Below are 26,586 nucleotides of genomic sequence, written 5' to 3' on the forward strand. Positions count from 1 at the left end.
CTACCTCCGACCAATCATGAACAGCGGGTCGACGGTAGTCGAGGTCGACTCCAGTCTCGCACCCGTACGACGCGTTTCGAGGACCCATGCAAACAGATCCTGAAAACCCACGCCTGTTTCGCCATTCTGCGCAAAAACACTGACAGAAAACTCCGACGCATCCGGGATGTCGTTCCTGACGGCACGCCGGATGGTGGATTCCATTTGCGGATCGACGTCAATGTCGCCCTTCGTCCAGACGAGCGCCACCGGCCGTCCGCGTCGGTGCGCCGCGATACGCTTTGCAAGCAACTGGAACGCATTGCGCGCCGTCCCGAGTTTCGGTCCAGAGAGCGCCTCGCGATCAGCTATCAGCAAGAAAACGTCGGCATTCTTCGCTACCCAGCGAGCACCCTCAGCGTTATCAGCGGCTTCGTCCACTGCCCAGTGCTGGAACCATTCGCCTGGTGAGTCAGCGAATACGACGTCCTTCAGACGTCCATCGCGCTTGCGGAGTGCGACGTGCAGCAGTCCCGGGGCGCGCGCGCCGCGACTCGTCGTGTGGGGAGGAAAAGTTGGCAACTGGCCCGCCGCGAAAGTCAAGCTCGAAGCAACGGTTTCCCACCCCGGAAGCGAGTAGGAACCTCCGAAATACCATTGGTCATCAAGTAACAGCCCCCTGCCGAGGAGCAGATACCAGGAGGCAAGTAGCGTCGTCTTCCCAGCGCTACCCGGCCCCGCGATTCCAACCGTCAACGGCTTCGTACGGCCGCTCACGAAATTCAGGTCGGACAGCCCCATGGCATCGCCTGACCAGGGCAGCAAAATCTCCTCGCTCGCTTCCGCAGGCGTATCGCCCGACGACGCTTTACCATTCCACGCCTCGCAATCTGACAATTGCATGCTGCCAAGTGCACAGCTCAAATCCGGCGCGAAGCAATTAGGGTGAGGACATCCCGGCGTGGTCATGCCGGCCTCCTCCGCGAACGCTTTTGGGGTGTGACAGTCGTTGCACGCGCGGCCTGCAACTCACGAAACAGCATTGAGCCCCACTCAGCTGGACCTAAGGCAGTCGTGCCTTCGATCCCAGCCAGGTCACGAACTGAGTGCGGACCAGCTAGCGTCGAGCCTCCTGCATGCCCAACGATTGCGAGCACGGGACCGTGCCCAGCGGGTTCTGCAAAGAGTTCCGACGCCACTTCCCGCAATGGGGCAGCGTTTTGGCTATCGTGTGTGAGCGTTAGCAGTTCAGATAGCGGCTTTTTCCCGCACTCGTCAACACCGGGAAGCTCAAGAATCGCTTCCTCCAGAAATGCTGCTACGCTCGCCGGCGAGAAGGTAGGTACCTGCTCGAAAAGGTCCAGTGCCATCAATGACGCCGCCTCAAACACCGGAAGACTACGATAGCTCGCGCGCACGCTCTGCGAATACAGCGCTTCCTTCCACCACAAAAGATTCGTGCGCCGCTGCAGTCCAGCGGTGGCACCTTCAAAACATGCGAGGGCTTTCTCGACATACGAAGTCACAGCAGTGGACAACCCTTTAAGCGGCTCCCCAAGATCGACTGGCTCAGTCACGACCTGCTGAACTGCGCCTTCAACGCAAGCCGCAATGACTTTGCTCATTTCCGTCGAAAATAGCTGAACCCACGCCTGAGGGTTTTGTTGCCAGTTGTGCGAATTCCGGCTGCCGCTTGCCCATGGCGATGTCGACTTTAAGATTTCGCCTTCAAGATCTTTCCGGTCGATCTCAATCTCTGGCGCGCCGTGAGCCACGAGTTCCGGAGATTGATAAGCCATTTTGGGCACTTCAATCTTCTCTGGCGTAGTCCATTCCTGTTCTGCGCGTGCATCGACCTGCTCTTCGATTTCCCGCACCGCGTCAATCCAAACCCGCTCTTCATCACCTAGTTCGACATGCGGCAGAACGTTACGCGTCGTGTTGACAAACGCGACCGCAACCGAGTCGCTTTGGCGAGCCGCCGCGACCAACGCATCTACCAGAACTGCCCTGACGACGGCTACGGGTGTAGACGAGAAGGTATTCGAGACGGTTGTCCAGTGCTTTTTGACGACGGCCATGCCGCCCGCAATGGACGGGTCGGACGCGAGTGTTCCTGGGTCGGCAGCCGCCGTAGTGAACAGCGCAACGTTTGCCGGGTCCTTGACCACTACGACGGCGATATCCTTGGCCGTGGCGCGAAGTCTGTTGAGCTTGTCATCGTCGCCATTAACGTTGACGACACCGATTTCCAAAAACCGCAAAAGATACTCTTCGCCTGCTTCAGCCATTTCGCGTCTTTTCCCGTAGTTTTTTGTTGCATCAATAATACCGGAAAAGCGCTCGCCTCTTTGGGTAGACCAAGACGCTCCAACAAGCTGGCACTGTACCGGTTTCAAGAAGCCGGTCAGATACGTCCCGCGGTTGGTCAATTGCTGGCCTGGACAACGACGGACGGCTACCGATACGAGTTCGCCGGGCAAGCATACCCCGCCGGCGCCACCGCGAATTAGCGCTTAGGGTCAAACGCGCAATCGTTTGCTTGAAACGGGGGACTTGCCCTCACGCGCAGAGATGAGCCGAATTATGCAACGCGCATATCTTGCTTGAGGAGATTCAAAGTCTTGGCATTGGCAAATATACTTGGTGGCACAACGCAACCGCGCCATTTCGAAGAAGGAGATATCGCATGGGGAATTTTACCGAGCTGCGCGCACGGCTCAATGCCGTACGCGGTCAGGAGGTCGATCGGAAAGAGCAACTTTCTGCTGTCGCGGAATCGCTGCGGCAAGCCGTGATCAAATATCACGGGTTTCCTCACGATTCGATTTCTTGGGGAAGCATGATCGGGGGTAACTTCCAGAAGGACGAAATTCCGCGCACAAGTCGCCGAACCGCGTCCGTCGACTTGGTCCTCGCAGTTCGTTTTGAAATCGGCCCCTCCGAGCCCATTGAGCTTCGGCATTTCATTCCGTTTTCGGTTCGTAGAGAGCGTCAAGCAGCACGGCCGGTCAGCGACAACTATTTTGGCCGGTCAACGGGGTAGTTGTCGTTGGGTATCAGGTCATGTTTGACGTTGCTCCTTCGTAGTTGTCGTTGCGTGATCGTGTAGTTGACGCCCACTGCTACTGCGTATCGTTGCCGTCGTCAGGCAACTGGTCGCTGAACGGATTGCTAGGGTTGTCGTCGTGTAATTGACGCCGCCGTGCATTCTGTTTGTCGCCGGCCTTGCGGCGGCGGTAGCTTTCGACATTGAGTTCGAAGATCGTCGAGTGATGCACAAGCCGGTCGATGGCGGCGACCGTCATGCCGGGGTCGGGGAACACGTCATTCCAGCCAGAGAACGGCTGGTTTGCAGTTATCAGAAGACTTTTTCGCTCATACCTCTCGGCAATCAGCTCGAACAGAACGCTGGTTTCGGCCTGGTCCTTGCGGGCATACGACAGGTCGTCGAGGATGATCAAATCGAAGCGATCGAGCTTGGCCAGCGCGGAAGGCAACTGCAGGCTTTGGCGCGCGGCCTGCAGCTTCTGGACGAGCTCGCTGGTACGCGTGAACAGCACGCGGTAGCCGACGTCGATCAATGCATGACCGATAGCCGATCCCAGGTGGCTTTTTCCGACCCCAGGCGGGCCGAACAGGAGAACCGTGGCGCCTTTCTCCAGCCATGACTCTCCGGTGGCCAGCGCTGTGACATGCGCTTTTGAGACCATCGGCACGGCGCCGAAGTCGAAGGCGGCGAGCGTCTTGGTCGGGTCCAGATGCGACTCGGTACGGTGCCGCTCGATGCGTCGCTTAGCGCGTTCGGCCAGCTCGTGCTCTAGCAGTGCGCCGAGCAGGCGTGCGGCCGGCCAGGCTTCCTTGTCCGAGCGCTCAGCGAACTCGGGCCACAACCTACCGATCGTTGGCAAACGCAGCTCGTTGAGCATCAGGGCCAGGCGGCCACCATCATTCGCGGGCGCGTTCATGCTGCCACCTTCTCGAGCAGTTCGTCATAGACGGCAACGGGCGGCATCTGAACCTCGACATCGGGACATTGCGCCTCACGGGGTGCGTATCGGTCACGCAGCGCCTTGAGATCGGGAAGCTCGCCGGTTTCCAGCATCGCATCAAGCTGCCCGGCCAGTACGGCCTGCGCGCCATGCAGGCCCGCGAGCTCAAGCAGGCCGACCATCGTCTTACATGCGTCGCGTTGTGACAGGCGGGCATCGAGTTGCTCCCAGTTTCTGCGGTACGCCTCACGCGGGAACAGTGCGTCACGAAACGCGAGTCCCTTGAATGCCTGGGGTTTGCGCTTCAGGGAGTCAATGAAGTGGCGGTAATCAAGCGCGTGGCGGGTTGTCGTGCGCACGCGAGCCCCGTGCGGTGCTGTGGACCAGCACGCCGGACAGGTAGCAGTCGAGCCGGTCGCCGTAGATGCGCACCTTCAGCCGGTGGCCAATCAGGCGCGACGGCGCACTGTAGAGGATGCCCCGCACCGTAAACATGCTGCAGCGGGTCACAGGAGCCTCTTCCTCGACGAAGTCGGTGGTGCGGTACTCCGGCAGATCCTGAAGCTGCTGGCGCTCGATACGGAACGCGGCGGCGCAGCGCCGGTTTCGGCGCATCACCTGTTCGCGGATGAATTCGTCGTAGGCGGCACGGTCACCGAAGTCGCGATGGCCACGCAGCATCAGGGCTTGATCGACTGCGTCCTTGAGATACCGGTGCGAGGATTCGACGCTCCCGTTCTCGTGGCCCAGGCCGCGATTGTTACGCGTGCCCTGCATGTCGTAGTGATCGAGCAGCGCCTTGTAACGGGTCGTGAAGTCTTCCTTCTCGCTCAGGTTCTTGAAGGCGGCTGACAGGCTGTCGGTGCGATGCTCGCGCGGGCAACCTCCCGCCTGCTACAGAGCATTCTGCAAGCCGTTGGCGAGGGCTTCGAAGCTCTCGCCGCCCTCGACCACGCAGGCGTACTCCCAGCGCGAGAATGCCAGTACGAAGTGATACAGCCGGTGCTCGAACGGTGCGCCGCCGATCGTCACGCACAGCTTGCTCATATCGGTGAAGTCGGACAGCCCGCGCACGCCGGGTTGATGTTCCTGGGGGAAGAAGATCTCCTGGCTGGGACCTTCGAGCGCCCGCCATTGAGAGATGCGTCGCTCCAGCGTGCGACGCATGCTCTCGGGATAGCAGCCCGGGTGATCATCCTGCAGCTTGCGCAGGATCGTGATGCCCATCAGATGTGGAGCGTTGCGCAGCAACGGCACGACCTCGCTGTCCCAGACATCGGCGAACGGATCGGGACGGGTGCGCCAGGAGCGCCGCGGCTTCTGGGATGGCAACGTCGCGTCACGCTCGATGCGACGTGCGCTGCGCACGCTTATTCCTGCCTTGGCGGCTGCGACTTCCTGCGGATGGTGTTTGCGCTTGTTCATATAGAGGCGAACCTGTTGGTCGGTGATGCGGGTTCCAGACATGTGCTGACCGCTTCTTCTTTAAGAATCGATCAGCCATCCTATTGCCCCGCCGACACGGCGCCGCCGGTGGTTCGTCGTCTCCGGCGGCTACGCCGCCTCCGACTCCTCACCACCGGCCAAAACAAACGTCAACGACCGGCCAACATAATTGTCGCCCCCCAGGTTCGAAATTCGCAACGTGGGGCAGAGGTGAGCGTCAGCCAGCAAGGGAATTGGTTTGGCGTTGGACTGGAGCAAAATGTCGCGCACTTCGCGATGCTCGTGTTCAACAGCGCTAACGATTGGATTGCTGCGCAAGAGCGCGATTCCTTCCTTGCGATTCGTGACGACTGACACGCCTTTGTCGATACTTGACATGCGCCGCAGAGCAGCGAAGACAGTCGCTGCCGCGCTGCCAAAGGCGAGCCCGTAGCCCACTAAGCGCTCTGGGAGGAATCAGACTGGTTAGCTGGGCTGCGGCCAAGGTATCCAATGCCGTCATCGAGTTGAACATTGGAATGAGAGCCGATATGTAAAATTATCGCAAGTCGAAGACAGCGCTTTGGAAGATACTTCCTCACCCGAGTGTCGCTGCCTGGTACCCTCCAAAGCCCATCTAGCGCGTCCTTTGTGAGTCAGCGGCTCGCGGTATGTGGATTGTTGGGAGTGAGTTTGGCGACTGCGGGGCACGAGTGGCCTTCGCCAAGCGATCCACCTCACAGGCTTCTGCACTTCGAATCCGAGAGTCGGCGGCAGCTTGTCAGCGCTTGTCGCGTCTCGCTCGCGTACGTGACTTATCCTGCCGAACTGACTTCAGCGTTAGAGCCATCTCGATTAGATCAAGCTTGTAGCTGTTTCTTCGCTGTTGTGCCAAGAGTCCGTATGCACCGGCGAAAGCAAGAAGAATGAGCGCGCAAGCGAAGAAAATTGGGCGAATGAGCGCTCCGTTGATTGGGTGGCCCGCTGTCAGAATTGGCGCAAACCAGCCAACTAGGCCTAACTGGCCGGCCATGGAAAGCAGCAGTACGCTGAGCGGAAGAATCGCAGCCGCATTGCCGAATCCATGCGCAATCCACTCTCCCGTGCGCGACGCCGTTTGCTTCAAGTAGAACCGAGCATACTCGAGCGATGGTTCCGACTGTTCCAGAAGATATTGGACATGCGCTTCATCCGTCTCCAGTCTGAGACGACTCATCGACTTCTTCTCCCTCAACTCTTTGACAGCCTTTGCCATGTCTATGCAGAATCGAATGATGAATTCAACAAACAGGAGCAGTGCGCCAATGAGGAGTGCATTCGAACTGATGTGCCCGATGATTGCCTTTTCGGCTACCGCGGCTGATCCCAACGTATCGTATTTTTCCTCGACCAGGAATACTAGACTGGTCATAAACAGAAACCAGCCGATCATCTTGGCCGCCACCAGTGCCCGGTAGCGTTGTTGCCCGTAGGGGCGGCACGTTTCGAGGTAGTCGAGGATATTACCAAGGTTGAGCATTTTTTCTTTGGTTAGCGCGGTGTTTAGTGTATCGCGGGTTCGTCTGACAAAAATCGTCGGCGAACGATACTATGTGCTTTTGTTTTTTGCTATGGCGCGGCCAAAAAATCCCACTAAGCTTTATCGTTTCTGACGCCCTGCCAGCACGTGCCTTGCTAGTTATTTTCGTCTCCGCGAGCCGAGCTCATTCGATAGAGCGCCTACCCTTCCATGCCGATGGCGCCGATTCGATCCCAGCCGCCCGCACCAAATTGGGGGCGGTCGCGCAGGACGTCCTGCATAGAACGTTATTGCAGAGCTTGCTCAACGCGTGCCAGCCCGCCTTGTCGCACACCGGGGCGACGTCAGCAGTGGGCATCGAACAAGCCTTACCGATATGTACGTTGGCACTCGCACTAGACCGACGGTCCTTCGTCCGGGCGTTCATCGACCACCAACTCTGTAGCTATCCCACTATCCGAACCGCGAGGTTGCCGGGGTGAGTCAACCTGTTCGCCCGAGCAGCCACTGCGATTCAGTCACGCGACCAACGACGTAGTTTCACTAGATTTGACATTACAGATCAAAGTTCGCGTCCCGATCGCATCTGGACCAGCTCAGTGTGACAGCCTGCGGTTGCGCTCCGCCACTGATGCTCTTCCTGTCTCCAGCAAAGGTACTCAACTATCTACGCAGGATGCCGACAGATCCTGACCGGCAGTCGCCGAATGCATAAGGGTGACCGGCTGCCCATGAGACAGGTTTTGTCCCACCTCGGTCCCACAATCACACTTCGCAGCAACAATGCAATCATCAAGCAAAACGGAGTGATGTCCACGCCCATCGAATACGTAAGCGATTCCCGCCTTGGTGTCATCGGTTCCATCGAGACCACGTCGGCCGGCACTCGAGTAGCGTACAACGAGTACCGCGAACGCCGCCGAGTCTTTGATCCGAAGTCGAACCGGACCTACGACGTATTTCGCCGGATTGCCGGCACCGGCGACCAGCTTGTCGCCCTCATCGCAAAAGCAAATCGCGAATAGAGCGGCGTCGCTCAGCACCCCTACCTCTCGCAGCCTCCAGGAGCCGGAAACCACCATGACCAGCTACCGAATTCCCGACTACAGGCGACCCTCCTCGCTCGCCCTGTCGCCCAAGGTCCGCTTGTGGATCCTGCGCCTGCTCGTTCTTCTCGGTTGCCAGAACGCGTTTGTCCAGCGTGGGGGCTTCAGTGACGATCAGCTCGCGGAAGCGCTGGGCCTCGGCGAGTGGATCGATAACGAGGACGACGGTTTCTCCGCGGCTGCGGCGCGAAAAAAGCTGCGAAAGCTGCATCTGTCGGCCGAGGCCACGCTCGACGGCACGCCCATGTCCTCACGCGCCAGCAGCAATATTCAGCGGTTGGCGGAACTCGCGGGTCTTTCAGCGGCAGATTCCAGCATTCTTGAATTTGTCGTGGCCCTGCGCACCGAGCGGCTGCTCGACGATGCGGGGGACCTGCTCGGGAGCCTCTCGTCCGGCAAAACGTTCCACGTGCTTTCTGTCTTGCTGGACCAGCCCGAAGCAGTCGTCCGCGCCGCGCTCAGTTCGCACGGCGTGCTTGCCGATACCGGACTTGTCAGCGTCGACCGTAACCGGACGACGCTGCTCGGCTCCAAGCTGCAACTGCTTTCTGACAGCTTTGCCGATCACATCGTTTCGTCGGACGCGGACCCGATCGAGCTGCTGCGCGACAGGGTGTCGACGTCCCTCCCCGCCACACTTGCGCTTGCCGATTACCACCATATTGACGGTTCCCTGTCGTTGCTTGTCCCGTACCTGCGACGGGCGGTCGCGGGTTGCAAAAAGGGCGTCAACGTATTTGTCCATGGCGCGCCGGGAACGGGCAAAACCGCACTCGCGCGCGTCCTGGCCGCTGAAACGGGCTGCGAACTTTTTGACGTCGCCAGCGAGGATGCGGAGGGCGATCCCATCAACGGAGAGCGCCGCCTGCGGGCGTTCCGCGCCGCCCAGAGCTTTCTCGGACATCGCCGCTCGATGATCCTCTTTGATGAGGCAGAGGACGTGTTCAGTGACGGCGATCGCGGCCGCAGGAGCACTGCCCAGGGCCGCAAGGCCTGGATCAACCGTGTGCTCGAGGGCAACCCCGTGCCGGCGATCTGGGTGTCGAATTCCGTTGATGGTGTCGATCCTGCCTTTGTGCGGCGCTTCGACATGGTGCTTGAGCTCCCCGTCCCGCCTCGCCATCAGCGCGCGAAGATCATTGCCGCCGCCTGTGATGGCTTGCTCGACGCCCGGGCAGTCGATCTGCTGGCAGCGTCCGATGGACTGGCGCCCGCGGTGGTCACTCGCGCCGCGGCGGTCGTGCAGTCGATCCGCGAAGATCTCGCACCGCACGATGTGGCGCCTGCGATGAAGCGGCTCATCGATAACTCGCTGGAAGCCCAGGGTCATCGTCCCACCGGTAATTCCGGCGACGTGCAGCCCGACACGTACGACCCCGACTTCATCCATTCGGACGTCGATCTGCAACACGTCACGCAAGGGCTCGTCCGGGCACGCGCGGGGCGCCTCTGCTTCTACGGGCCGCCCGGCACTGGCAAGACTGCGTTTGGCCGCTGGCTCGCGCGGCGGCTCGATATACCGCTCCAGGTTGAGCGCGCCTCCGACCTGATGTCCATGTGGGTGGGTGACACCGAAAAGAACATCGCAGGTGCGTTCAGGACCGCGGAACGCGAGGGCGCGCTGCTTCTGATCGACGAAGTAGACAGCTTCCGGCCTCATTGCGGCGGTTCGACCTTAAGGTGTCGTTCGGCTATCTGCTGCCGGAGCGCGCGTGGGAGTTGCTGTGCCGCCATTGTGCCGCACTTGGCCTCGATGCGCCTGATCCGGGTCTTCGCGCCCGCCTCTCGGCTCTCCAGGCGCTGACGCCCGGCGACTTCGCGGTGGTAGCGCGTCAGCACGCGTTCCGGAGGCTCACTCACCCCTCGAGCTTCATTTCTGCACTTGAGTCGGAGTGCCTGCTCAGGAATGGCACGCGCCGGTCGCCAGGGTTCGTATGAACGGCGTGTGCCACTGGTAGCCGGTCACGAGGCTATTTGGCACGCCGCCTGCGGGCACGGTGGGGCTCGCCCTCTATCGCGGCCTGGCGCCGCGAGGCGTTCGCGTAGCGTTCCGCGAGCGCCCTCGCCTCGCCGGCGAATTCGTCGCGCAACGCTGGCGGCCCGAGCACCTCCACGTTAGGCCCAAAGGAGCGGATCCACCAGCGCAGGCGCTTGCTCGAGGTCACAGTGCCACACACCTCCAGCGCATCGCCAGCCCGGTTCACAGTCTGGTCATCGGACATCGGCGTTTCGATAAGGTGGTCGCCGGCCGATGCGTGGAAGCGGAGCTCCAGCTTGATTGCCCCTTCCGGAAAAAAGTCGAAGTGTCGCTGGCTTTTGACGTAGGACTCGAGCGAAAAGGCCGCGGGATAACTGAACGTCACATCCAGCATCCTCGCGGCAAGCATGCGATCGAGCCGGTACATCGCCGGGGTAGCGCGTGCCTTCGTGCAGGCGACGAGGTAGCCAATCCCACCCACTTCCACGAGCCCGAGCGGATGCACCACGCGAACCTTCTCCTCCCCCGCAACCGACGGGTCGCCCGTGCGGAAGAGGTATCGGAACTCAAGTTCATTCTCCATCAACAGCGCCTGCGACACGGCCGCGAAGACATCGCGCGGAATGGGCCGCTGTCGGAGGGTGAAGTTGCCAGGCTCGACCGCCACCTTGCTGAGCCAGGTTCTGAACTTGCGCTGTGCTCGCGTCGCGCTCTCCGGAAACGCGGCCAGTACCTCCCCGGCCACGTCCATGAGGGGCGCCAGTTCATCGGCCACAAGGGCTGGCATCTGGCTACACGCGAACCGCTTGAGCAGCTGCAGGGCGACGGCCTCATCGGCGCGCATCATCTTGCGACCGGTGGCTGCCATGCCGCTTGAGCCAGCCATTCTTTTCCACAGATAGGTTCGCCCCGGTCCTTCGTCATGGAAGACGAGCCGGCCAAGCGCGGACAGCGCACGATGAACTGCCCGCGGGTACCCGTACGGTAGCCCCGCGCGTTGTGCCCTCTCGAGCACCTGTGAGGTGGTCAACCCCTGGACGCCGGGGCCGTCTTCGGGCAACAGGTTAAGGAGATCAGCTGGATCGTATTTCAGCATGGCCGTGGAGTGCTTTGGGAATCCGGGCCCGCAGTGGCATCGCCAGCTCGCCAGCGCGATGCCCTGCGGGTCATCCTGCTGTTAGCGTCTAGCGACGCATGTCCGTACGATCCAGCAGGAAGATGTAGCTGGTCAGCGGCGCTTCGACGCTTTCGCTGACCATCAACTTGATCGGTTGCTCGACGAGGGTGCCACCAAACCTGTCGCTGGCTTTCCGAAGCAGGTCGACGGTCGGCGAGAGCCAGGCGCTTCCGGCCTCGTCAGGACGAGATTCAACGATCCGGTCGAGATAGCGCTGATCTTCGATGCAACAGGCGGCTACGCCGCCCGGCAGCATGCCTTGCTGGGGGTGACCCGCACGGTCCTTGACGATCAGGATGAAAAAGTCGCATTTCATGCAATCGGCGACAATCCGTTCTGCGACACCCCCTTTCTTCTCCTTCGCCCGTGCGCACACACGGTCGAAATTCTTCTCGATCCTCCCCGTTTCGGCGTACATGTCAAACGTGTACTGATACTTGAATTCGACATGGCAACGCTTGTCGGTTTCCAGGTTGATGATGACCAGGTCCACCTTGTCGACCTCTGCATAGGCCATGAAGCCCTGCTTGCCGAAGGCGTCCTTGAACACCCTGATGAAAGCGTCACGGTAGCGCGATTCGTTTTTGACGTTCTGATGGTAAGCGTGAATCGTCTTGAGTTCTTGCAGGTACTGCTCACTGTTCAGAACGCTACTGATCATTTCGCGTGCGTCGCCAATCATCCCCGGTCCCCATATCAAGTGTTTTGTGAAATTTCGAGTTCGCTTGCGCGGTGTCACGACGAATGAATGATGACGGCCTGGCGTCCGCGACACATGCCAGCCGGATCATGACAGCAAAACTCGAGTGCAACAAGACCCGTGAGACAAGTTTTGTCCCACTGGAATGGAATGATGCTTCCATGACCTTTCTGTACGGCGCGCGACAGTCGCGCGAAAAGGTTTGCCGCCGCAGCGGAACCGTAACGGCTCGTAACAGAAACAACGCTAACTTTCACCAACCAGTCCCATGACGACAAAGAAAAATGCAGCACTGGCGCTCACCGCAGCCACGGTTCTCCTGTCCGCCTGCGGGGGCGGGGGCAGCGCGGGGGGGAGCACCGTTGAGGCGACACCTCAACGTCCGGTCGGCCTCGCACTCAACTATGTCCTGCCTGCCATCGAGACCGGCGGCGGCGACACCTACGCCGTCCCTGTTGCGAACGCGAAGTCGCCCGGCAACGCCTATGTCAGCGCCAACCAGAACCCGCGTGGCTTCGCGGTGGGAAACTTCGGCGGGAACGGATGTCCCGCGATGTTCGCCGCGCCCTCCTACTATGAGAACTATCCGAAACTGCCCGTCCAGGTGTGGACGAGCGACTGCAACGGTCACTTTTCTCTGGCCACGTCCACAGCGATCAGCGGGACCATTCCGACTACGGGCTTTGCGGATGCGGTGCTGGTGGGCGACTTCAACAAGTCCGGTGCGGACAGCGTGTTCATCAGCGACCAGGGGCTTGAGGACAAGGACTCTGCCAATCCCGGGTTCGACGGTGAGACGAACAAGCTCCTCCTGAATCAGGATGGCAAGCTCGTCGACGTATCCGCGACCAACCTTCCGCCACAGGCCCTGAACTTCAATCACGTGAGCACCATCTATCACGCCAGCGTGCCGGGTGGCCAGACGATCGTGCTCGTCCGTCTGGGCGGCCCGAACGTCGAGGGTTCGGGCATCCAGTTCCTCGTCAACGATGGCACCGGCAAGTTCACCGTGCACACGGCTTCGATCCCGCCTGAACTGGCCTTTCACACGAACACGAACTCCGACCCGACCGTCGACTACGTCGGTCCGGGAACGGCAGCCTTGCTCGATCTGGACAGCAGCGGCGCGCCGTATCTGGTGGCGGGGACCTACAGCTCCGGCACCGCTTTGAGCCAACAGCACGCCGTCTTCATGTACAAGCTGGTCAACGGGACCTATCAGCGCTACGCCAGCATTCCGATTCCGGCGGCGTACGCCAACATCCCCTACACGACGGGCAGCAATGGCACGGCGTCTACGATCAGCCTCGGCGTCTCGAACATCGTGGCGGGCGACTTCGAAGGTACCGGGCATCCCGACCTCGCGGTAATGTGGGAAGGAACGAATATCACCCGGCTTCAGCTCATCCACAATGACGGGGCTGGCAACTTCACCGATATCACCGCATCCGCGGGCGTTCCGGGAATCGACGTGCGGGCGAACGGTGGCAACTTCTCTGTATCGTCCATTCGCGCGGTGACGCTTACCAACGACGGGGAGCAGCAGCTCGAGCTGCTTCCCATCCGGCCGGTCCCGCTCAGCGCAATGACAACGTGGAAGCCGGTCCTGCAGTTTGCAGCCGGCCGGATGCAGTACATGGATGTCTTTAACGGCGCAGATCTTTCGACGGTAGCTTCCCAACTGGGTATCGGCGACATCGACACGCCGGTCGAGTTGAGCTATGGCAATTTCGGTTCGGGCAAGCCGGACCTGATGGCGGGAACATGGAATACGCCCAAAACGCAAGGCGCCTTTACCGCGTACAACGATGACGTGTGGCACGTGCTGCTGCATCGTTGAGCGGGCAACGAGCCCGCGAGCGACCGGGGAGGCTGCACAAGCCAACCTTTGAGGATTCGGAAAAGGTTGCGATCTAGCAGTACATGCGTGAGCTCACCGTTCAGGGCTGATGGAGTTGCCGGACCAGCACTCCCGGATGCTGCCCGAACCGTATGCCGGAGGCTCTCGACGCCGCATTGGAATCCCGACCCATGCCGGAGAGTGAGCGGGTTGCGCGTCTGCTCAGAGCGCGTGCGGCTGGAAATTTCGGCCAATCAGGTTCAGCGTCTGCTTGAATACTTTGAAGACGGCCATCCGGCGGTGCCGGTCGCCGCCTTCGTGCAAGACCTCATGGTCCGTCTTCGCAAACCCGCACGGCCCATTGTCGCCCTGCTGCGTGAAGCGCATCTGATTCTCGGCTAGTCGGCGGACGGCGGAGGAATTGCCGTGGCGCGGTGAATAGGGAGGATTCGAGACACGATTTGTCCTTCGGCCAGCGTAATATTGCCGGCAAGCCCGCATGCTTCTGGGTCGGATAACAAAACGAACGGGGGATACAGACATGCCCGCAGCACCGCAATATTACAAGTCGAAAGCAGACATGGCGAAGTGCCTCTTCCATGTCAGGAACACCGAGAGCTTCGCGTTCGCAACGAAGCGCGCGGCGCTGAAGCACATTACCGCCGCATTGCCGGAATGGGAAGGCAAATACGATCGATTTCCCAGGAATGCTGCCGCGCCAGGGATCGAGACAACGCGGGTCGCAGTCTCGGGCTACGACGAAGTACCGGGCGGCTGCCGCTTCTGGTCGGCGCGCGCTTTGGACCATTGGGTACACAATCGAAAGCGAAAGGACTACAGAAAGGCCTTCCGTCATGAGCACATCGTGCCGCGAAACGTAGTCCGGGATTTTGTGCTCGGCCCGGCAACGCTCAGAGGTCAGGATCCGGATTCGGAGTGGCCGGTCCCCTTCAGCGGCGTGGCCCATACTGAAAGCTTTCTTGAGCATGTCGGCATTGGCGCCGTCATTCATGTCGATGAAGAAGATCTGTTGGATCCGGACGGTTTTCCCAGTGATCTGGCGGCACCGGTCGTCGATTCGTGGGCTCGCTATCGGGTTGCCAACCAGGTAGATCCGAGTTTTATGGTCTACGACCTGTCCAAAGCTACGCCGGCGTTCTAGCGGTAGCGCTGTCGCGCGCATCAACTGATTGAAAAGGAGAAGGCCATGATGCGAAGCCAATGGTCCCCGGAACTTGCCGAAATGACGCGTGCCTGGTTCGTCGAGTATGCGTCTGTGCGCGACCTCCTGGTGGCGCTCAAACACGTTGATGGCCGCTTCGGCGTTGCCGGCTTCCGTGGGCCGGGCGGGTCACAGATTGTTGTACGGGATCGTGCCGAGGGAACCCTGCAGTTCTATGAGTCTGTCGACGCGCTCATAAACGCGGGCTGGGCGATCGACTAGGCGGCGACATCATTTTATCGATTGGACAGGGCGCGTATGGAACTTCACGAAAAACTTGAAACCGCAGCCAGGTGGCTGCGCGAGTCGAACGCAATCCTGATCACGGCCGGGGCAGGCATGGGCGTCGATTCGGGGTTGCCGGACTTTCGTGGCGCGGATGGATTCTGGCGGGCCTATCCCGCCTTGCAGGCGGAGGGCATGTCCTTCCCGGATATTGCGAACGGCAGCCTGTTTCTTACCCGTCCGGAGCTCGCGTGGGGATTTTATGGCCATCGGTTAAATCTCTATCGCCGTGTCCAGCCACATGCCGGCTTCGACATCCTTCGGCGCTGGGGCGACGGGAAGGAGCACGGTGCATTCGTCTTTACGAGCAACGTTGACGGCCACTTTCAGAAGGCGGGCTTTGCCGAGCGCCGCGTCCTCGAATGTCACGGCACGATTCACGCCCTGCAATGCGCAAGGCCATGTTCGGAGGACGTCTGGCCGGCCGACGAGTTCCATCCCGTGGTCGACGAGGCGCGTTGTCTGCTGATCTCGCCGATTCCGAAATGTCCGCGATGCGGTGGAGTGGCGCGTCCCAACATCCTGATGTTCGACGATGACGCGTGGCTTGACTACCGAATCCGGATACGCAGAATGCGGCTAAATGCGTGGCTCATGGCTAACTACCCGTGGATCGTCGTAGAACTGGGGGCTGGACGTGCCATTCCGACCGTGCGGGATCGGAGCGAATGCGATGGTCCGCGCATCATAAGGATCAACACCGACGACTACGCGATTGACCCCGGGAAGGGTATTGGTCTGCCTGGGCGTGCGCTCGACGTGTTGAAGGCGCTGGACGAGCGGTTGATGATCAGCAGGTAGTGCGGCAGTCGACCGACACTGGAGCCGTTTCGGAGAAAACCCATGGAAGGACTGGTCCTGAAGACTGGCGGCAAGCTGGAATACGCTAACGCAGCCGTTGACGAAACGGGGAACGCTTTCGACACCGAGGTCACTGAAAACGCAGTTTCCTACCTGATGGACTCCGTGCGTTTTGAGGGCGAAGTCTACGTGCGGGACATCTTCGCGCTTCTGGAATCGAATCCGGTCCTGCTCCAGGTATTCGCGCGCATGCACGCATCCGAGTACCTCGATGAAGCGCGCGAAGTGAGTGCTCGACCGTACATCGGCGAATATGACCCGGAGGGGATAGAGTACCTTGAACTGTGTCCCGACTGGGAGATGGACAACCTGACTGGCCTGGTCACCGAGCGTCATCGCCTGTGCCTTCGCGGAGTTGGATTCGAGTTGCGCGAGGAATTCAAATTCTCGGGGTGCAGCTATGAAAAGGGAAACCGGATCCGGTATGCGATTGCGTATTCCCCACTGGCAGATCTGCTAAACTTGCCCGCGCGGATCGAGACCGAAGTCCACGTGACTCACGGCGACGACGACGCCGAAAATTTCCTCGGCGCGCATCGGACCGTGCACGTAAGCCCAACGCTCGGCCAGGTTATCGACGGTGTCCTCTATGAGATTTCGTTTGGCGGGTCGCCCACTGATAAGGCCGGTCTGGCGAACAGCTTGAAAGCGCTCGCTGACGACGACGAACAATGGACGACGTATGACAGCGCAGAAGATCTGTTGCGATCGATGGGGCTCGCTGAATACCTGGGGCGGGCGGCGCGCTAAAGCTGACCGCCCCTTCAAGGTCAAGATCCGCCTTTGCAAATCCGCAAGGCCCATTGTCGCCCTGCTACGTGAGGCCCAGTGATTCTCGGCTAGCGTTCAGCGCCGCGACCAGGTACCGGGATAGTCCACTCATCCACCGCTACAGGTTCGCGCTCGCGCCGAAGTTCCAGGATGCGCCCGTGAGCGACAACAACTTTCAGGTCGAATCTCACGCCTTTTCAGGACTGGAATAGGTACGCCGTGAAGCAGGCTGTGTCGCTGGCAAGGTAGTCGTCGCTCACCGCCACCTGTACGCTCGACGCGTCCAACGACTACGAAACCGTTTCTAGCGGCAGCACTTCCTTGAGCATGGCCAGTCGCCTGCCGGTAGGGCAAGTGATCTGCCCACTTCGCCTCAGGATATTCCAGCTCCGGCGTGACGCGTCCGGTTAGTGCTTTCGACAAGGGGTGCACTACACGCCGCTCCGTCTGCGAACTCCCCTGACATGCACACGACAAGAGCCGCGGACTCTTCATGGTCACTTTGCCGTAGACGGTGCGCAGCACCGTCGAGCGGCTGTCTTTGTGCCTCAAGGCCGCACCGCAGCCCCCACAATGAGTCTGGCCTGAGAGCCCCCACTGTACTTGTTTCGAAATAAGTTCGGTCTGCACCTTTGCCAGCAGCGACCGCCCTTCCGCGAGAGTTAGACCCAGTTCGGCAAGACTACGGTCTGGGCGCTCAACGATGGCCAGGACTCCGTCGCCCTCTTCGACCGGGCCACCTTCGTTGTCGACCAACCTTGCTTCGATGATCAGCCGCATAGCTTGGCTCCCAGCGTTGCGAGACCGAGTAGCGTACTCCATCGAAGCACTTGCGCCACCACAGGAAGCACACGCGGCACTTCTCGGTGCCCTCCCCAGCTTTTGCTCGCCCTCCGTCGAGCGGCAATAAATATGTCAATCCGACGGACCATTTTCGTTGCGCGACGGGGCTTTCCGCAGGAATCTGAGATTGACAGAATTGTCGTGTTCTACGCCGGCGGACTCGCCGTGCTGCGCCAGGAAACTTTCGGCGCGCTAAACGTAGCTCGCATAGCGTCCACGCAGTTGATCCGAGCGCCTCGCCACGATGTGAAGTCACCGGCAAGCAGGCCAGTCGAACCGGCCGCGCATTTCCCCCTTCCCTGACGCGAAGCAGAGTCAACTCCGTTATGTCTGCTGGCGCACAGATTAAAGCCTTCACGAGATTTAGAAGATCAGCGTGATCTCGACCAAAAGCGCGGACGGAAGCCGCGTGGTTTGTCAGCGCTGCACCCGGCGCGAATTGCTCGCAAACTTCGTTCGTTTGAAAACAGGATAACGGTCTGAGCGAAGCGACTCCGCATTCTCATTTCGCACTTTTGATTTATCAGTAATGCGTATGAGATGTTATTTTACGATTACCTTTATTGTGCATTATTCCTTGCAACGAATAGGATGACAAAAGCGTAAGGAGACAATGATGCAACTGCAAAAGACTGCACACATCGCGTGGGCGTGTTGCCTGTTCGGATGTAGCGCGTCCATTTCCCACCACCCGGTTGCAAGCGACAACATAGAAACAGGTATTCGATATTACCGGAATGCGCCCTACCTGCTCGTCTATTCCAACGGTAGAGGCGGCCTGAAATGGCAAATTCTGTACCTCCCGGATCAGCTTGCGAAAATGGCTGCTCAACCCAAGGTGGTGGGCGGCCATTCTGAGCTGACCATGTATTTTCAGAATGGCGTCCTTTCCAACACGATAGAAACCGGTGACACCACTGCAGTTCCAAAGGCCCTGATTGCAGCGGTACAGTCCGCACTTCCACTTATCAGCAAAACCTTGGCGGCCGAGTCCCCTGCGTTCCCCGGTCCGTATCTTTACAAAATCGTTGTCGAAGGGGGCACGCTCAAATTCTACGGCGGCCAAGCCAAGGCGACGATACAGGTTCCCGCGTTGAGCCAGGGGAAGTGAAAATGACCATCGCCTACAGACTTTGCGCAGCGCTAATGCTTGTCATACTCTATGGGTGCGCAAGCATCACGGCTACCAAGATAACTCCGGAGAATCGCAACACCATCGTGGGTCAGGTGTATTCGCTACCCAAACCGGTCATTGAGGTAATACCCCAAGCAGATGACACCGTACTGGTCAATGTCCTCTTCCTGGCGGATTCTGATAATAGCTACGCAATTGACACGTCATCGAATTTCAGCAGTTACTCGTATCAGGTTGCGCTGAACCAGAATCAGACTCTCGCAGCGATAGAGTACAAACAGGACACCAGTGCAATCGGCCAGCAGTTCGCAACTAGCGCGGCAACGGCCGAGACACAGGTCGCCAACATTCGCAACGCGAACATGGTCGCACTTCAGTCTGCGGTCAACACGGCCCAGAATAATGCGGACACAGCGCAAAGCACCTATGACAAGCAGCGCGCGCTGGTAGCTGCCGATATCAAGAATGGAGTTTCTACCGCGACGCTTAACGCCGATCAGGCCACCGCCGACGCTGACCTTGCGGCGCTGCAGGACGCCAAGGCGGTCCTCCTTAGGACGCGGGGCGCAGCTCAAACCGGCTCCTATACGGCAACGGCAGGGGCTCCCGTTGCCAGTAGCTCGCCTGCTCCAACAGGAAATTCGTCGTTTGGAGCGCAAACATGGGCGGATTCTCAGGAATACGATCTGCCCGAAAGGCACGGCGCCGTGTTGTACATGGTGAACGAATCGCGCGAGAACGATGGTTCGCCTAAAGTCGAATTGATAGCAGCCAAGCTGGAGGGCGACACGCAACATGATTTTAAGACCGTGAATCTGACCTTGGGTCCGCCGGTCTTATCCCCGTCTAGCCAGAATATCGTCAAAGGAATGACGGCAATCACTCTACGGGCTAGTCAGCCAATTGACGCGATAAAGAGCTGCGCGATTAAAACGACGGCGGACGTCGTCATCGTCGCAAACGCCACGTGCAAAAGGTCGCCAGACGACTCGCGGTCTATTACGGTCACGTTGCCAGCCACCCCGAAATTGAAGCCGGATACCTACAAGATTGATATCGCTTTTAGCTACAAAACCACTCCGGACAATCCCCCGGTGGACCACGAACAATTTGTCATGTTTACTGTACATTGATTCAGCGAGGTCAGCCGTGCCAATTATAACGTGTTATATCGCCGAGGCGAACCTCGAGAAGTCGATACCGACGTTCGACGAAAATCTGCCCGTCGGTGGAGTCCCCCTAGCCGAGTATTTCAGCTCCGCTTCTGATGATGGATCCGGTCCGGCTATCCAGCTCAATCTGGATTGGTCGCTCAGGGACATGCCCACCTCCATAAACACCTTCGGTGTAGACGACACACAGTTGCGACAAGTTCTGGCACAGGTTTTGGGTAAGGTTTCCGACAATTCTGACGCGCACATTGCGCTTATCCTCGCCAACTCATATAAGGGGGACGCGCCTTCTGCATATGGTTACATGTTTGACCTGGATTTCCATACGTCGACTACGGGACCACGGCAAGGATGCGCGCTATTTCTCGATCAGATTCTGAATCTGACTGGACCCGACACAGACGCCTTCAGCGCATATGTGGGTTTTTACGCGGCGCATGAAATCGGTCACGCTTTTAACCTCTGGCACATCGACAATCCAGTCTCGTTCATGAAGCCGCCGCCGAATACCTTGATCAAAGACACGTACGGCTTTGTAGACGACCAGCAACACTATTTACGCGCCGCGAACGACCCGGCTAGCGCCGTGTATGTGCTTCCCGGCCTGTCAGCGACAGATTTTGGAGTGCTTGCCCCTGGGTACGATGCGGGGGGCACAAGTAGCTATGCCGTACCGCCGGGCAATGCGAAGAAGAACCTGAAGCTTCACATCAACCTTACCCACAAGCGCTGCTGGCACTTCGAGCCGATCGAGATCGAGATCGAGCTAGGCGTGCCCCCCACGTCGAGCGCGGTGCATCGCATTGCGCAAGAACTTGACCCCGGCTATGCGAGGTTCGAGATATGGATTACCGGGCCCACCGGAGAGCGCCATATGTACCGGCCTTCGACAAGGTTTTGTTCGAACCCGACGTTCATCGAAATCAGCGGCAAGAAACCGTATCGTCGCAATATCCCCATCTTTCTGGAATCGGGAAAGTACACCTTTGGCGCGCCGGGACGATACGAAGTCGAGACTCGAATTCAGATCGCGCCGAACTATTCCGTCGTCTCGAACAAAGTCGAACTCGAAATCCTCAAGGGCAGACACGGCGACCGTGACTACGAATCGCTCCATGGCGCGCTACGCTCGCACGGCGCGATCAGTCTGCTAAAGCACAAGCAACGGTTTCCGCATCGCAGCGTATTACGCTTGCTCGATCAATTCTCGGAAGCCGATCCCGACTCCGCAACGGCTCTCGGGATTCATTACGCGTTAGCCAAAGCATCCATCTGGTCTGCGGACGCAGACCCGAAAGAAAGTGGAAGATATTTTGACTTCGCGCTACACCACGCAAAGAAGATCGCTGCGCATCCGCTCCTTGGTAGTCATCGACGGGAGGTGGTTAGCAGAATGCTTGGAAATAGCGCGTAGATAGATTCAGGTGACAGCAAGTTACAGGAGGCGCGGCTCGAATCAGTAACGCCGCCGTTATCCATACTCGATACGACAGCTGCCGAAAACCACAATTCCGATGTTGGCCCGAAAGGGAGCGCTCGATGAAGATTGTTGTCGCCATTCATGGCGTTGGTAACCAGCGCATCTGCGAAACGATACGCAGAGTTGCCTCGCAATACGGAAATTTTTGCGAGCCCGGGCGTCCCGTTGAGCCGCTTGGCTTCTTTAATCTCGCTGGCGGTATTGGCGTCGCCCTTACCCTGGTAGACGGCGATGTGGCTCGCCAATTGCCGCCGATAGGTGTCGCCGAAGTGTACTGGGCAGACTTGCCCCGCACGCTTGCGCGCCGCGGCGACACGATGGACGAGAGCCGAGCGTGGGGAAGAACGGTCGCGGGGCGCGCCCAGGCAGCATATGAGTACAACTTGCGCGCTGCAGGCGGCCAACAGACTCTCAAGGACCGGCATTTTTCACGCGCTGCTGGAGTGATCGAAGAGATTGTCGATGGCGTTGGTGTGATGGAAAGCCTCACGCGGCTCGCGGCGAAGGCCGGAATCTTTCATTTCGAACTCGGTGCACTTCTTGCAGACTTCGTGGGCGGAATACAGCTCCCTGCGGATTTCCAGTTCTACCGCAATAAGATTCTGAAACGCTTTCATGAAACGCTCACGCGCGCAGTCGACCGCGTGATGGTAAGTGGCGGTGGACCGCCCGAAATTTACATCGTTGCACACAGTGAAGGCACGGTAATCAGTTTCGCGGCCATCATGCAGGCTTTGCTTCTGCCTCAGTTCCGGCCGCACGACTGCGCGGCAGAATGGCTAACGGATTGGGTCAAGCACTTGCGCGGTTACATGACGATCGGTTGCCCGCTCGACAAGCACATCCTGCTTTGGCCGGCGCTTTGGGAGCAGATCGGACTGAACCGTCCGCCATTGCAGGCCCAGTTGCAGGAGGAAAAATTCGCGACGCTGCCCCAACTGATCACCTGGCACAACTACTACGACTACGCAGATCCGATCGCCTTCGACGTGAGCGAGGCCAGAAAGTATCTCGGCTATCTTAACTGCACGGCATTCAACTGGATCGATCCCGCTGGACCACAGGGGTGTGCCGACTACGGCTTCAGCCGCTACCCGTGGCCTGGCGAGGCGCACGTCGCGTACTGGGATGACGACGACGTTTTCAAACACTTTTTCTCGAATGTGATTCTGGCGGGCACTCCGCCCGTTGCGCCTCCCCCGACGAAGTGGTCCGCGCGGCTGTTAGCGGCGTTCGTTCCTTATATGCTGGCATTTTTCGTTCTGCTTCTGGGCGTCGCCTCGCTTGGCTCGGCGATCAACGATTCGGTAAGCGAAACATGGTATCCCTCTCTTCGTCTCCCTGCTTTCCTCGAGGCAATGGCGGTGCTTGGCTTCACCGTCCAGTTAGCGGGCTTGACGGTCGCTGCACGCTTGCCTCGCATCGGGGGCGGCTGGCATCGACCAGTGGTTCTCTTAACCGCACTGGGCGCCCTGTTCGTGTGCTGGCTCGGCGCGGTATTGCTCTGCAGGGCAATCGCGCTCCAACCGCAAAGCGAATCATTCGCTTGCAGCGCATCTGCAATGTTTCTTGTCAGCCTCGCCATCGTTGGTTTGAGCGGCTGGGTTCCACACGGCGCACGAGCAGGTCGCACCTGGCTTCTCGGGCTGGGAGCGTTTTGTGTTGCGACCGGGCTCGTTGCGCTGTTGATAACAGTGGGGCTATCCAAACAGGCTCCATTGTGGCGCCTCGGTCTGGGTGCGCTCGCGTATTTCTACCTGTGGTGGCTGGCGATCGTCATTTTCGATCTCTCTTACATCTGGCAGTACTACATCCGGCATTCGATGGCCGTCAAAACGTTGAGGACATGGGCCACGGGACGTACCTGGCCAGCTTGAAAGAGGATGAGGCTTTTCGCCCGGCGCGCCAATTTGCTCTGATTTGCCGCAACTCTCGCAGGTGAATAGGCCGCCATGAATGCAGGCAACGGATCCGCATGAATGCAGCGGCCCCAGCGTTTGCGTCGCCGTCGGGGGCGGGCGAAGCCACAGGTTGCGTCGCGGTTGCCGCTCCTGTGAGCCGCTGCGACAGTCGGCCTACGGACCGTAGGGCAGTACACCGTAGTTTGGCCCTCGATCACTCCCGTCGATAGCGTCGTGCCGGCAACTTGCACCATGTCTATCGCGCGACCGTTGCCCGGAAGTGCCTCGATATTCCTGGAACTCGCGGCACACCCTGTAAAGGTGACGTCGCTGTAGACCGGGAAGGGATACAGCGGACCGTCTTTCGAGACCGCCGGGTCTTCGACGATCCACTCGGCGACATTGCCCAGGATGCCGATATCCGCCGAGTTCTCAATCGGTATGCTGATTACCGTTCCCGTCGGGAGATTGTGCAGAAGCGCAGCGCCTCGGTGCTTGGTGCTTGTCGACTGGAGCGCTGACAGCAGTCGGGCAATCTCGGTCACCCGCATACCACAGGTGACGCCGAGTAGCACGATCAACGTGTCACGTTCGGGGAAGCGGCTTGTCGCTTCAGTGACACGCAAAAGGTGGCGGAATTTGGCGGGTGTGAGCACTTTGGCGTGTCTGGGATCCATGCTTTCCTTCCTCGTAATGCGCTCGTGTTCGAGCTTTGTTACGAGAGAAAAATCGGCCGACGCTCCTTTCCAATGTAACCCGCACAACGCCTCACTTCTTCGGAAAAATCCCGGACGCTGACCATCGACGCGGGAGGCACCCCGTCCAGCCTCGGGCAAACGACCGTAGACGCCACCCATCCTGCCGGCTGAAGCAAGGCGCCGGGAAGCGGCGGTTACGGGGTGCGAGCGAGCGGCGCGGACCGTTAGTTGCGCAGTGAAACCAACGCCTGCCCTTCGATTGCTGGCGCAACCACCACTCAGCACGGCCATGGGCGGCGGCAATCCGTGCGTTTGGGATCATGGGCCCGCCAGCGGAACCGGACGCTGGCACGGTGCCGCCTCCGATCTCCCCGAGCGAGATGAAGTTACGTCATGAAAGGGCCGGCCGTGCAGGTCAGCGATCGGGGCGGCCCGGTCATCTTCTGCGGTTCGTCTCCGGGCTTTGCCAGCCATTCACGCGGCCGCTGCGCTCGCCAAACGGATCTTCGTGCTGTGATCGCGTCCGACCACTCATCGGCCATTGCTGACGTTCAGGTGTCGCCGTTTGTAAGGCAGCTTCAGGCGGCTCTTCAGCCTTCCAGACTCGCGCGACTATGAATGTCAGCTCTCGCTGCGGTCGGATGCGTAGTCGCAACGCGATCGAGGCATTTCCGCAGTCGATTACACGTCCGCCGGAAAGGCCAGACAGGGAAGTGTGTCCCGTCTCAAGCTGTGCCGAATTACAGCGGTCCGACGCGGATTATCGCTACGCGACTCTCTTTGTTAGGAATCTTTATCGCCTACGCCCGCGGCAGGTTTCCATGCCCGGAAGAGCGTGGCGAGCACTCACTACACCTGAGAACACACAGGTGCAAGACAACGTACTGATTCGTATGTCTGAATTCCTGGCAATGAAATCTTGCAAGCAATTATTGATGCGACAGTACACCTTAACGCTGGTTTACGGCATGAACTTTACCTCAAGCACCTAGCCAGTTGGGTAGGTACCTCTCACTCTTCGCAGACGAATATCCTTGTGCCGCAGCAGTGCCTGAATTCGCACCAGATACAACTTCGAGCGTTTCATGGCGAGCTGAATGTTGTCTAACAGTCCCTGCTGCAAGCCCTTCGCTTATGACGTTTTCATGCGCGTCGCACTTCGCATAGCCGTGGAGGGATTCCACATCGCCCGCGTCCGTGTCAGCGATCAGAGCGTTCTCCAAGATCCGAGGAGTTGATAATGAATGTTCAAACTGAGCAAAAGATGCTGGAGGCAGCACACCCGAGTGCACCCGCGTCGCTTCGTCAGGGTTACGACAGCGTTACGGGTGCCGGTCGTTCGACCGCCATCGTCGGCGATGCCGAAGAGACCGGAGCACCGAGATCCGGATATCTGATCGCCCGGTGCGACGCACGAGCGTGTGCACGACTGTATGGTAACGCGCGGCTTCTCGCCTCAGCGTCATGCTCTCCTCAGTTAAGCATCTTGCTTCAACACTACTGCTCGGTACTGCGCACGCAGCAGCAGGTCGGGCACCGGGGCAAGCATTTCGGACATGAATTGGAGTTCGACGCAAGCGTGCGGCCCATGCACCTGGGCAGCGCGATCGAACGCAGCGCGTGCGTCGTCCAACATGGCTTTGTCACCAGCAGCAAGGCGACGGATTGCTGTTCGCTCAGCATCGGTAAGAATCGCGGTCATCGCAAATTTCCTGTTTGAGTCGTCTCAATAAGCGTGGGCATATCGAATTCCTGCGTCCAGAAATTCAGTTTTGGCCATGCCTCGACTCCATCACGCGTTCGAATTGCGCAGAATCCTGCGTGCGCAAGTCCGTGGATGCCGGCATACATCCGGACCTGTAACGACAATCTGATCCCAGCGCCGTCGTTCTCGTACTCGTCATCCCTGATAATTTCGACGTCCGGCAAGCCAAGTGCGACACCCGCAGACCAGGCCCACGCCGTTGCCTCTGGGTCTGAGCACTGGATGGCAGCCCGATAAAGCGGTTCGTCGGGATGTGCCGTGACCCTTTCAACAATCTCCAGCATCTCTCGCTGACCGGCATACAGGTTCCCATCCATCAATATCCGAAAACAACTCGGCGTAATGGCGAGATGACCTGCTTCATGCAACAGGCTCGACACCCGGCAGTTCGGATCGATTGCAAGCGCTCCCCGATCAATTCTGCAGCCCTCCACGAAACCCGTTGCACCAACCTCATACCGCGAGTCGATCCCAATTTCGTTGAGGAACGAAACGACTCGGTCACGCGTGCTTGGCGCATCAATCTGATAGGCCATCGATTTCCCTTTCTACGATGTGGCTGCCGCAGTCAACGCCTCCGCGCGGACAAACCGTGTAGATCACTTTGCACCACCTAGCAGGCTGTTGAAATACACTTCGCTGATACGCGGCCCATCGTTCCAACGAGCCGCCGCGCGAGGTTGGTCCATGTCGATTTGATGCCGGATGTCCTTAACTCAGGTGGAACCAATGTCATC

Annotated in this window: 23 protein-coding genes and 1 pseudogene; 12 read left to right on the forward strand and 12 right to left on the reverse strand. The window is 59.2% G+C overall.

Going from position 1 to position 26,586, the window contains the following annotated elements:
- Positions 1–948 (reverse strand): hypothetical protein, encoded by a 948-nt coding sequence (locus tag AB3X98_RS38450; RefSeq protein ID WP_368606241.1) that lies wholly within the window; start codon positions 946–948, stop codon positions 1–3.
- A complete protein-coding gene (locus AB3X98_RS38455; RefSeq protein ID WP_368610414.1) occupies positions 945–2,270 on the reverse strand; it encodes a GTPase-associated system all-helical protein GASH in 1,326 nt (441 codons plus the stop codon). The genes AB3X98_RS38450 and AB3X98_RS38455 overlap by 4 nt, the downstream gene beginning before the upstream one ends.
- A gap of 398 nt (positions 2,271–2,668) precedes the next feature.
- On the opposite strand from AB3X98_RS38455, the gene AB3X98_RS38460 reads away from it, so the two are divergent.
- Positions 2,669–3,025 carry a hypothetical protein gene (locus AB3X98_RS38460; protein WP_368606239.1) on the forward strand — a complete coding sequence of 119 codons (357 nt, stop codon included), beginning with the start codon at positions 2,669–2,671 and terminating at the stop codon, positions 3,023–3,025.
- Between the two features lie 79 nt (positions 3,026–3,104).
- Here AB3X98_RS38460 and istB read toward each other — a convergent pair whose 3' ends face one another.
- The 4 genes and pseudogenes from istB to AB3X98_RS38480 all read right to left on the reverse strand — a co-directional run bounded on the left by istB (position 3,105) and on the right by AB3X98_RS38480 (position 6,915).
- Positions 3,105–3,947 carry an IS21-like element helper ATPase IstB gene (gene istB / locus AB3X98_RS38465; RefSeq protein WP_368606238.1) on the reverse strand — a complete coding sequence of 281 codons (843 nt, stop codon included), beginning with the start codon at positions 3,945–3,947 and terminating at the stop codon, positions 3,105–3,107.
- A pseudogene (gene istA / locus AB3X98_RS38470) lies at positions 3,944–5,438 on the reverse strand (IS21 family transposase). The gene istB and the pseudogene istA overlap by 4 nt, the downstream one beginning before the upstream one ends.
- 87 nt (positions 5,439–5,525) lie before the next feature.
- The gene (locus AB3X98_RS38475; protein ID WP_368610415.1) at positions 5,526–5,855 is read right to left on the reverse strand and encodes a hypothetical protein; all 330 of its coding nucleotides are present in this window, start codon (positions 5,853–5,855) and stop codon (positions 5,526–5,528) included.
- Between the two features lie 322 nt (positions 5,856–6,177).
- The gene (locus AB3X98_RS38480) at positions 6,178–6,915 is read right to left on the reverse strand and encodes a hypothetical protein (RefSeq protein ID WP_368606236.1); all 738 of its coding nucleotides are present in this window, start codon (positions 6,913–6,915) and stop codon (positions 6,178–6,180) included.
- An 809-nt stretch (positions 6,916–7,724) separates the two neighbouring features.
- On the opposite strand from AB3X98_RS38480, the gene AB3X98_RS38485 reads away from it, so the two are divergent.
- On the forward strand, positions 7,725–7,940 hold the full coding sequence (locus AB3X98_RS38485; protein WP_368606235.1) for a hypothetical protein: 216 nt from the start codon (positions 7,725–7,727) through the stop codon (positions 7,938–7,940).
- Between the two features lie 55 nt (positions 7,941–7,995).
- The gene (locus tag AB3X98_RS38490) at positions 7,996–9,825 is read left to right on the forward strand and encodes an AAA family ATPase (protein WP_368606234.1); all 1,830 of its coding nucleotides are present in this window, start codon (positions 7,996–7,998) and stop codon (positions 9,823–9,825) included.
- Between the two features lie 166 nt (positions 9,826–9,991).
- Here the strand turns inward: AB3X98_RS38490 and AB3X98_RS38495 are convergent, their stop codons facing one another.
- A complete protein-coding gene (locus AB3X98_RS38495; RefSeq protein WP_368606233.1) occupies positions 9,992–11,095 on the reverse strand; it encodes a helix-turn-helix transcriptional regulator in 1,104 nt (367 codons plus the stop codon).
- A gap of 88 nt (positions 11,096–11,183) precedes the next feature.
- Positions 11,184–11,858: a hypothetical protein gene (locus AB3X98_RS38500; RefSeq protein ID WP_368606232.1), complete on the reverse strand. Its 675-nt coding sequence runs from the start codon at positions 11,856–11,858 to the stop codon at positions 11,184–11,186.
- 286 nt (positions 11,859–12,144) lie between these two features.
- On the opposite strand from AB3X98_RS38500, the gene AB3X98_RS38505 reads away from it, so the two are divergent.
- On the forward strand, positions 12,145–13,716 hold the full coding sequence (locus AB3X98_RS38505; protein ID WP_368606231.1) for a hypothetical protein: 1,572 nt from the start codon (positions 12,145–12,147) through the stop codon (positions 13,714–13,716).
- A gap of 222 nt (positions 13,717–13,938) precedes the next feature.
- Here the strand turns inward: AB3X98_RS38505 and AB3X98_RS38510 are convergent, their stop codons facing one another.
- The gene (locus AB3X98_RS38510) at positions 13,939–14,103 is read right to left on the reverse strand and encodes a hypothetical protein (RefSeq protein ID WP_368606230.1); all 165 of its coding nucleotides are present in this window, start codon (positions 14,101–14,103) and stop codon (positions 13,939–13,941) included.
- A 154-nt stretch (positions 14,104–14,257) separates the two neighbouring features.
- Here AB3X98_RS38510 and AB3X98_RS38515 point away from each other — a divergent pair, with 154 nt between their 5' ends.
- The 8 genes from AB3X98_RS38515 (at position 14,258) to AB3X98_RS38550 (ending at position 23,362) form a co-directional block, all read left to right on the forward strand.
- Positions 14,258–14,878, forward strand: coding sequence for a hypothetical protein (locus AB3X98_RS38515; RefSeq protein WP_368606229.1), 621 nt, complete (start codon positions 14,258–14,260; stop codon positions 14,876–14,878).
- 45 nt (positions 14,879–14,923) lie between these two features.
- Entirely contained in the window at positions 14,924–15,160 is a 237-nt protein-coding gene (locus AB3X98_RS38520) for a hypothetical protein (protein WP_368606228.1), read from the forward strand.
- A gap of 36 nt (positions 15,161–15,196) precedes the next feature.
- The gene (locus tag AB3X98_RS38525; protein WP_368606227.1) at positions 15,197–16,024 is read left to right on the forward strand and encodes an NAD-dependent deacetylase; all 828 of its coding nucleotides are present in this window, start codon (positions 15,197–15,199) and stop codon (positions 16,022–16,024) included.
- A gap of 42 nt (positions 16,025–16,066) precedes the next feature.
- Entirely contained in the window at positions 16,067–16,834 is a 768-nt protein-coding gene (locus AB3X98_RS38530; protein ID WP_368606226.1) for a hypothetical protein, read from the forward strand.
- Between the two features lie 1,477 nt (positions 16,835–18,311).
- On the forward strand, positions 18,312–18,809 hold the full coding sequence (locus AB3X98_RS38535; protein WP_368606225.1) for a hypothetical protein: 498 nt from the start codon (positions 18,312–18,314) through the stop codon (positions 18,807–18,809).
- Complete coding sequence (locus tag AB3X98_RS38540) at positions 18,806–19,966, forward strand: hypothetical protein (RefSeq protein ID WP_368606224.1); 1,161 nt, start codon at positions 18,806–18,808, stop codon at positions 19,964–19,966. Before AB3X98_RS38535 ends, AB3X98_RS38540 begins: the two co-directional genes overlap by 4 nt.
- A 16-nt stretch (positions 19,967–19,982) precedes the next feature.
- Positions 19,983–21,419, forward strand: coding sequence for a hypothetical protein (locus tag AB3X98_RS38545; protein WP_368606223.1), 1,437 nt, complete (start codon positions 19,983–19,985; stop codon positions 21,417–21,419).
- Between the two features lie 125 nt (positions 21,420–21,544).
- A complete protein-coding gene (locus AB3X98_RS38550; RefSeq protein ID WP_368606222.1) occupies positions 21,545–23,362 on the forward strand; it encodes an MFS transporter in 1,818 nt (605 codons plus the stop codon).
- On the opposite strand, the gene AB3X98_RS38555 is transcribed toward AB3X98_RS38550, so the two are convergent.
- The 3 genes from AB3X98_RS38555 to AB3X98_RS38565 form a co-directional block, all read right to left on the reverse strand.
- Positions 23,293–24,063, reverse strand: a complete 771-nt coding sequence (locus AB3X98_RS38555) for a G1 family glutamic endopeptidase (RefSeq protein WP_368606221.1) — start codon at positions 24,061–24,063, stop codon at positions 23,293–23,295. The genes AB3X98_RS38550 and AB3X98_RS38555 overlap by 70 nt on opposite strands.
- A 1,498-nt stretch (positions 24,064–25,561) precedes the next feature.
- A complete protein-coding gene (locus AB3X98_RS38560) occupies positions 25,562–25,786 on the reverse strand; it encodes a hypothetical protein (protein WP_368606220.1) in 225 nt (74 codons plus the stop codon).
- Positions 25,783–26,385, reverse strand: a complete 603-nt coding sequence (locus AB3X98_RS38565; RefSeq protein WP_254320461.1) for a hypothetical protein — start codon at positions 26,383–26,385, stop codon at positions 25,783–25,785. Before AB3X98_RS38565 ends, AB3X98_RS38560 begins: the two co-directional genes overlap by 4 nt.
- Between the last annotated feature and the right edge of the window lie 201 nt (positions 26,386–26,586).

The organism is Paraburkholderia sp. BR14312, from assembly GCF_040948675.1.
In the GTDB taxonomy this organism is placed as follows: Bacteria; Pseudomonadota; Gammaproteobacteria; order Burkholderiales; family Burkholderiaceae; genus Paraburkholderia; species Paraburkholderia nodosa_A.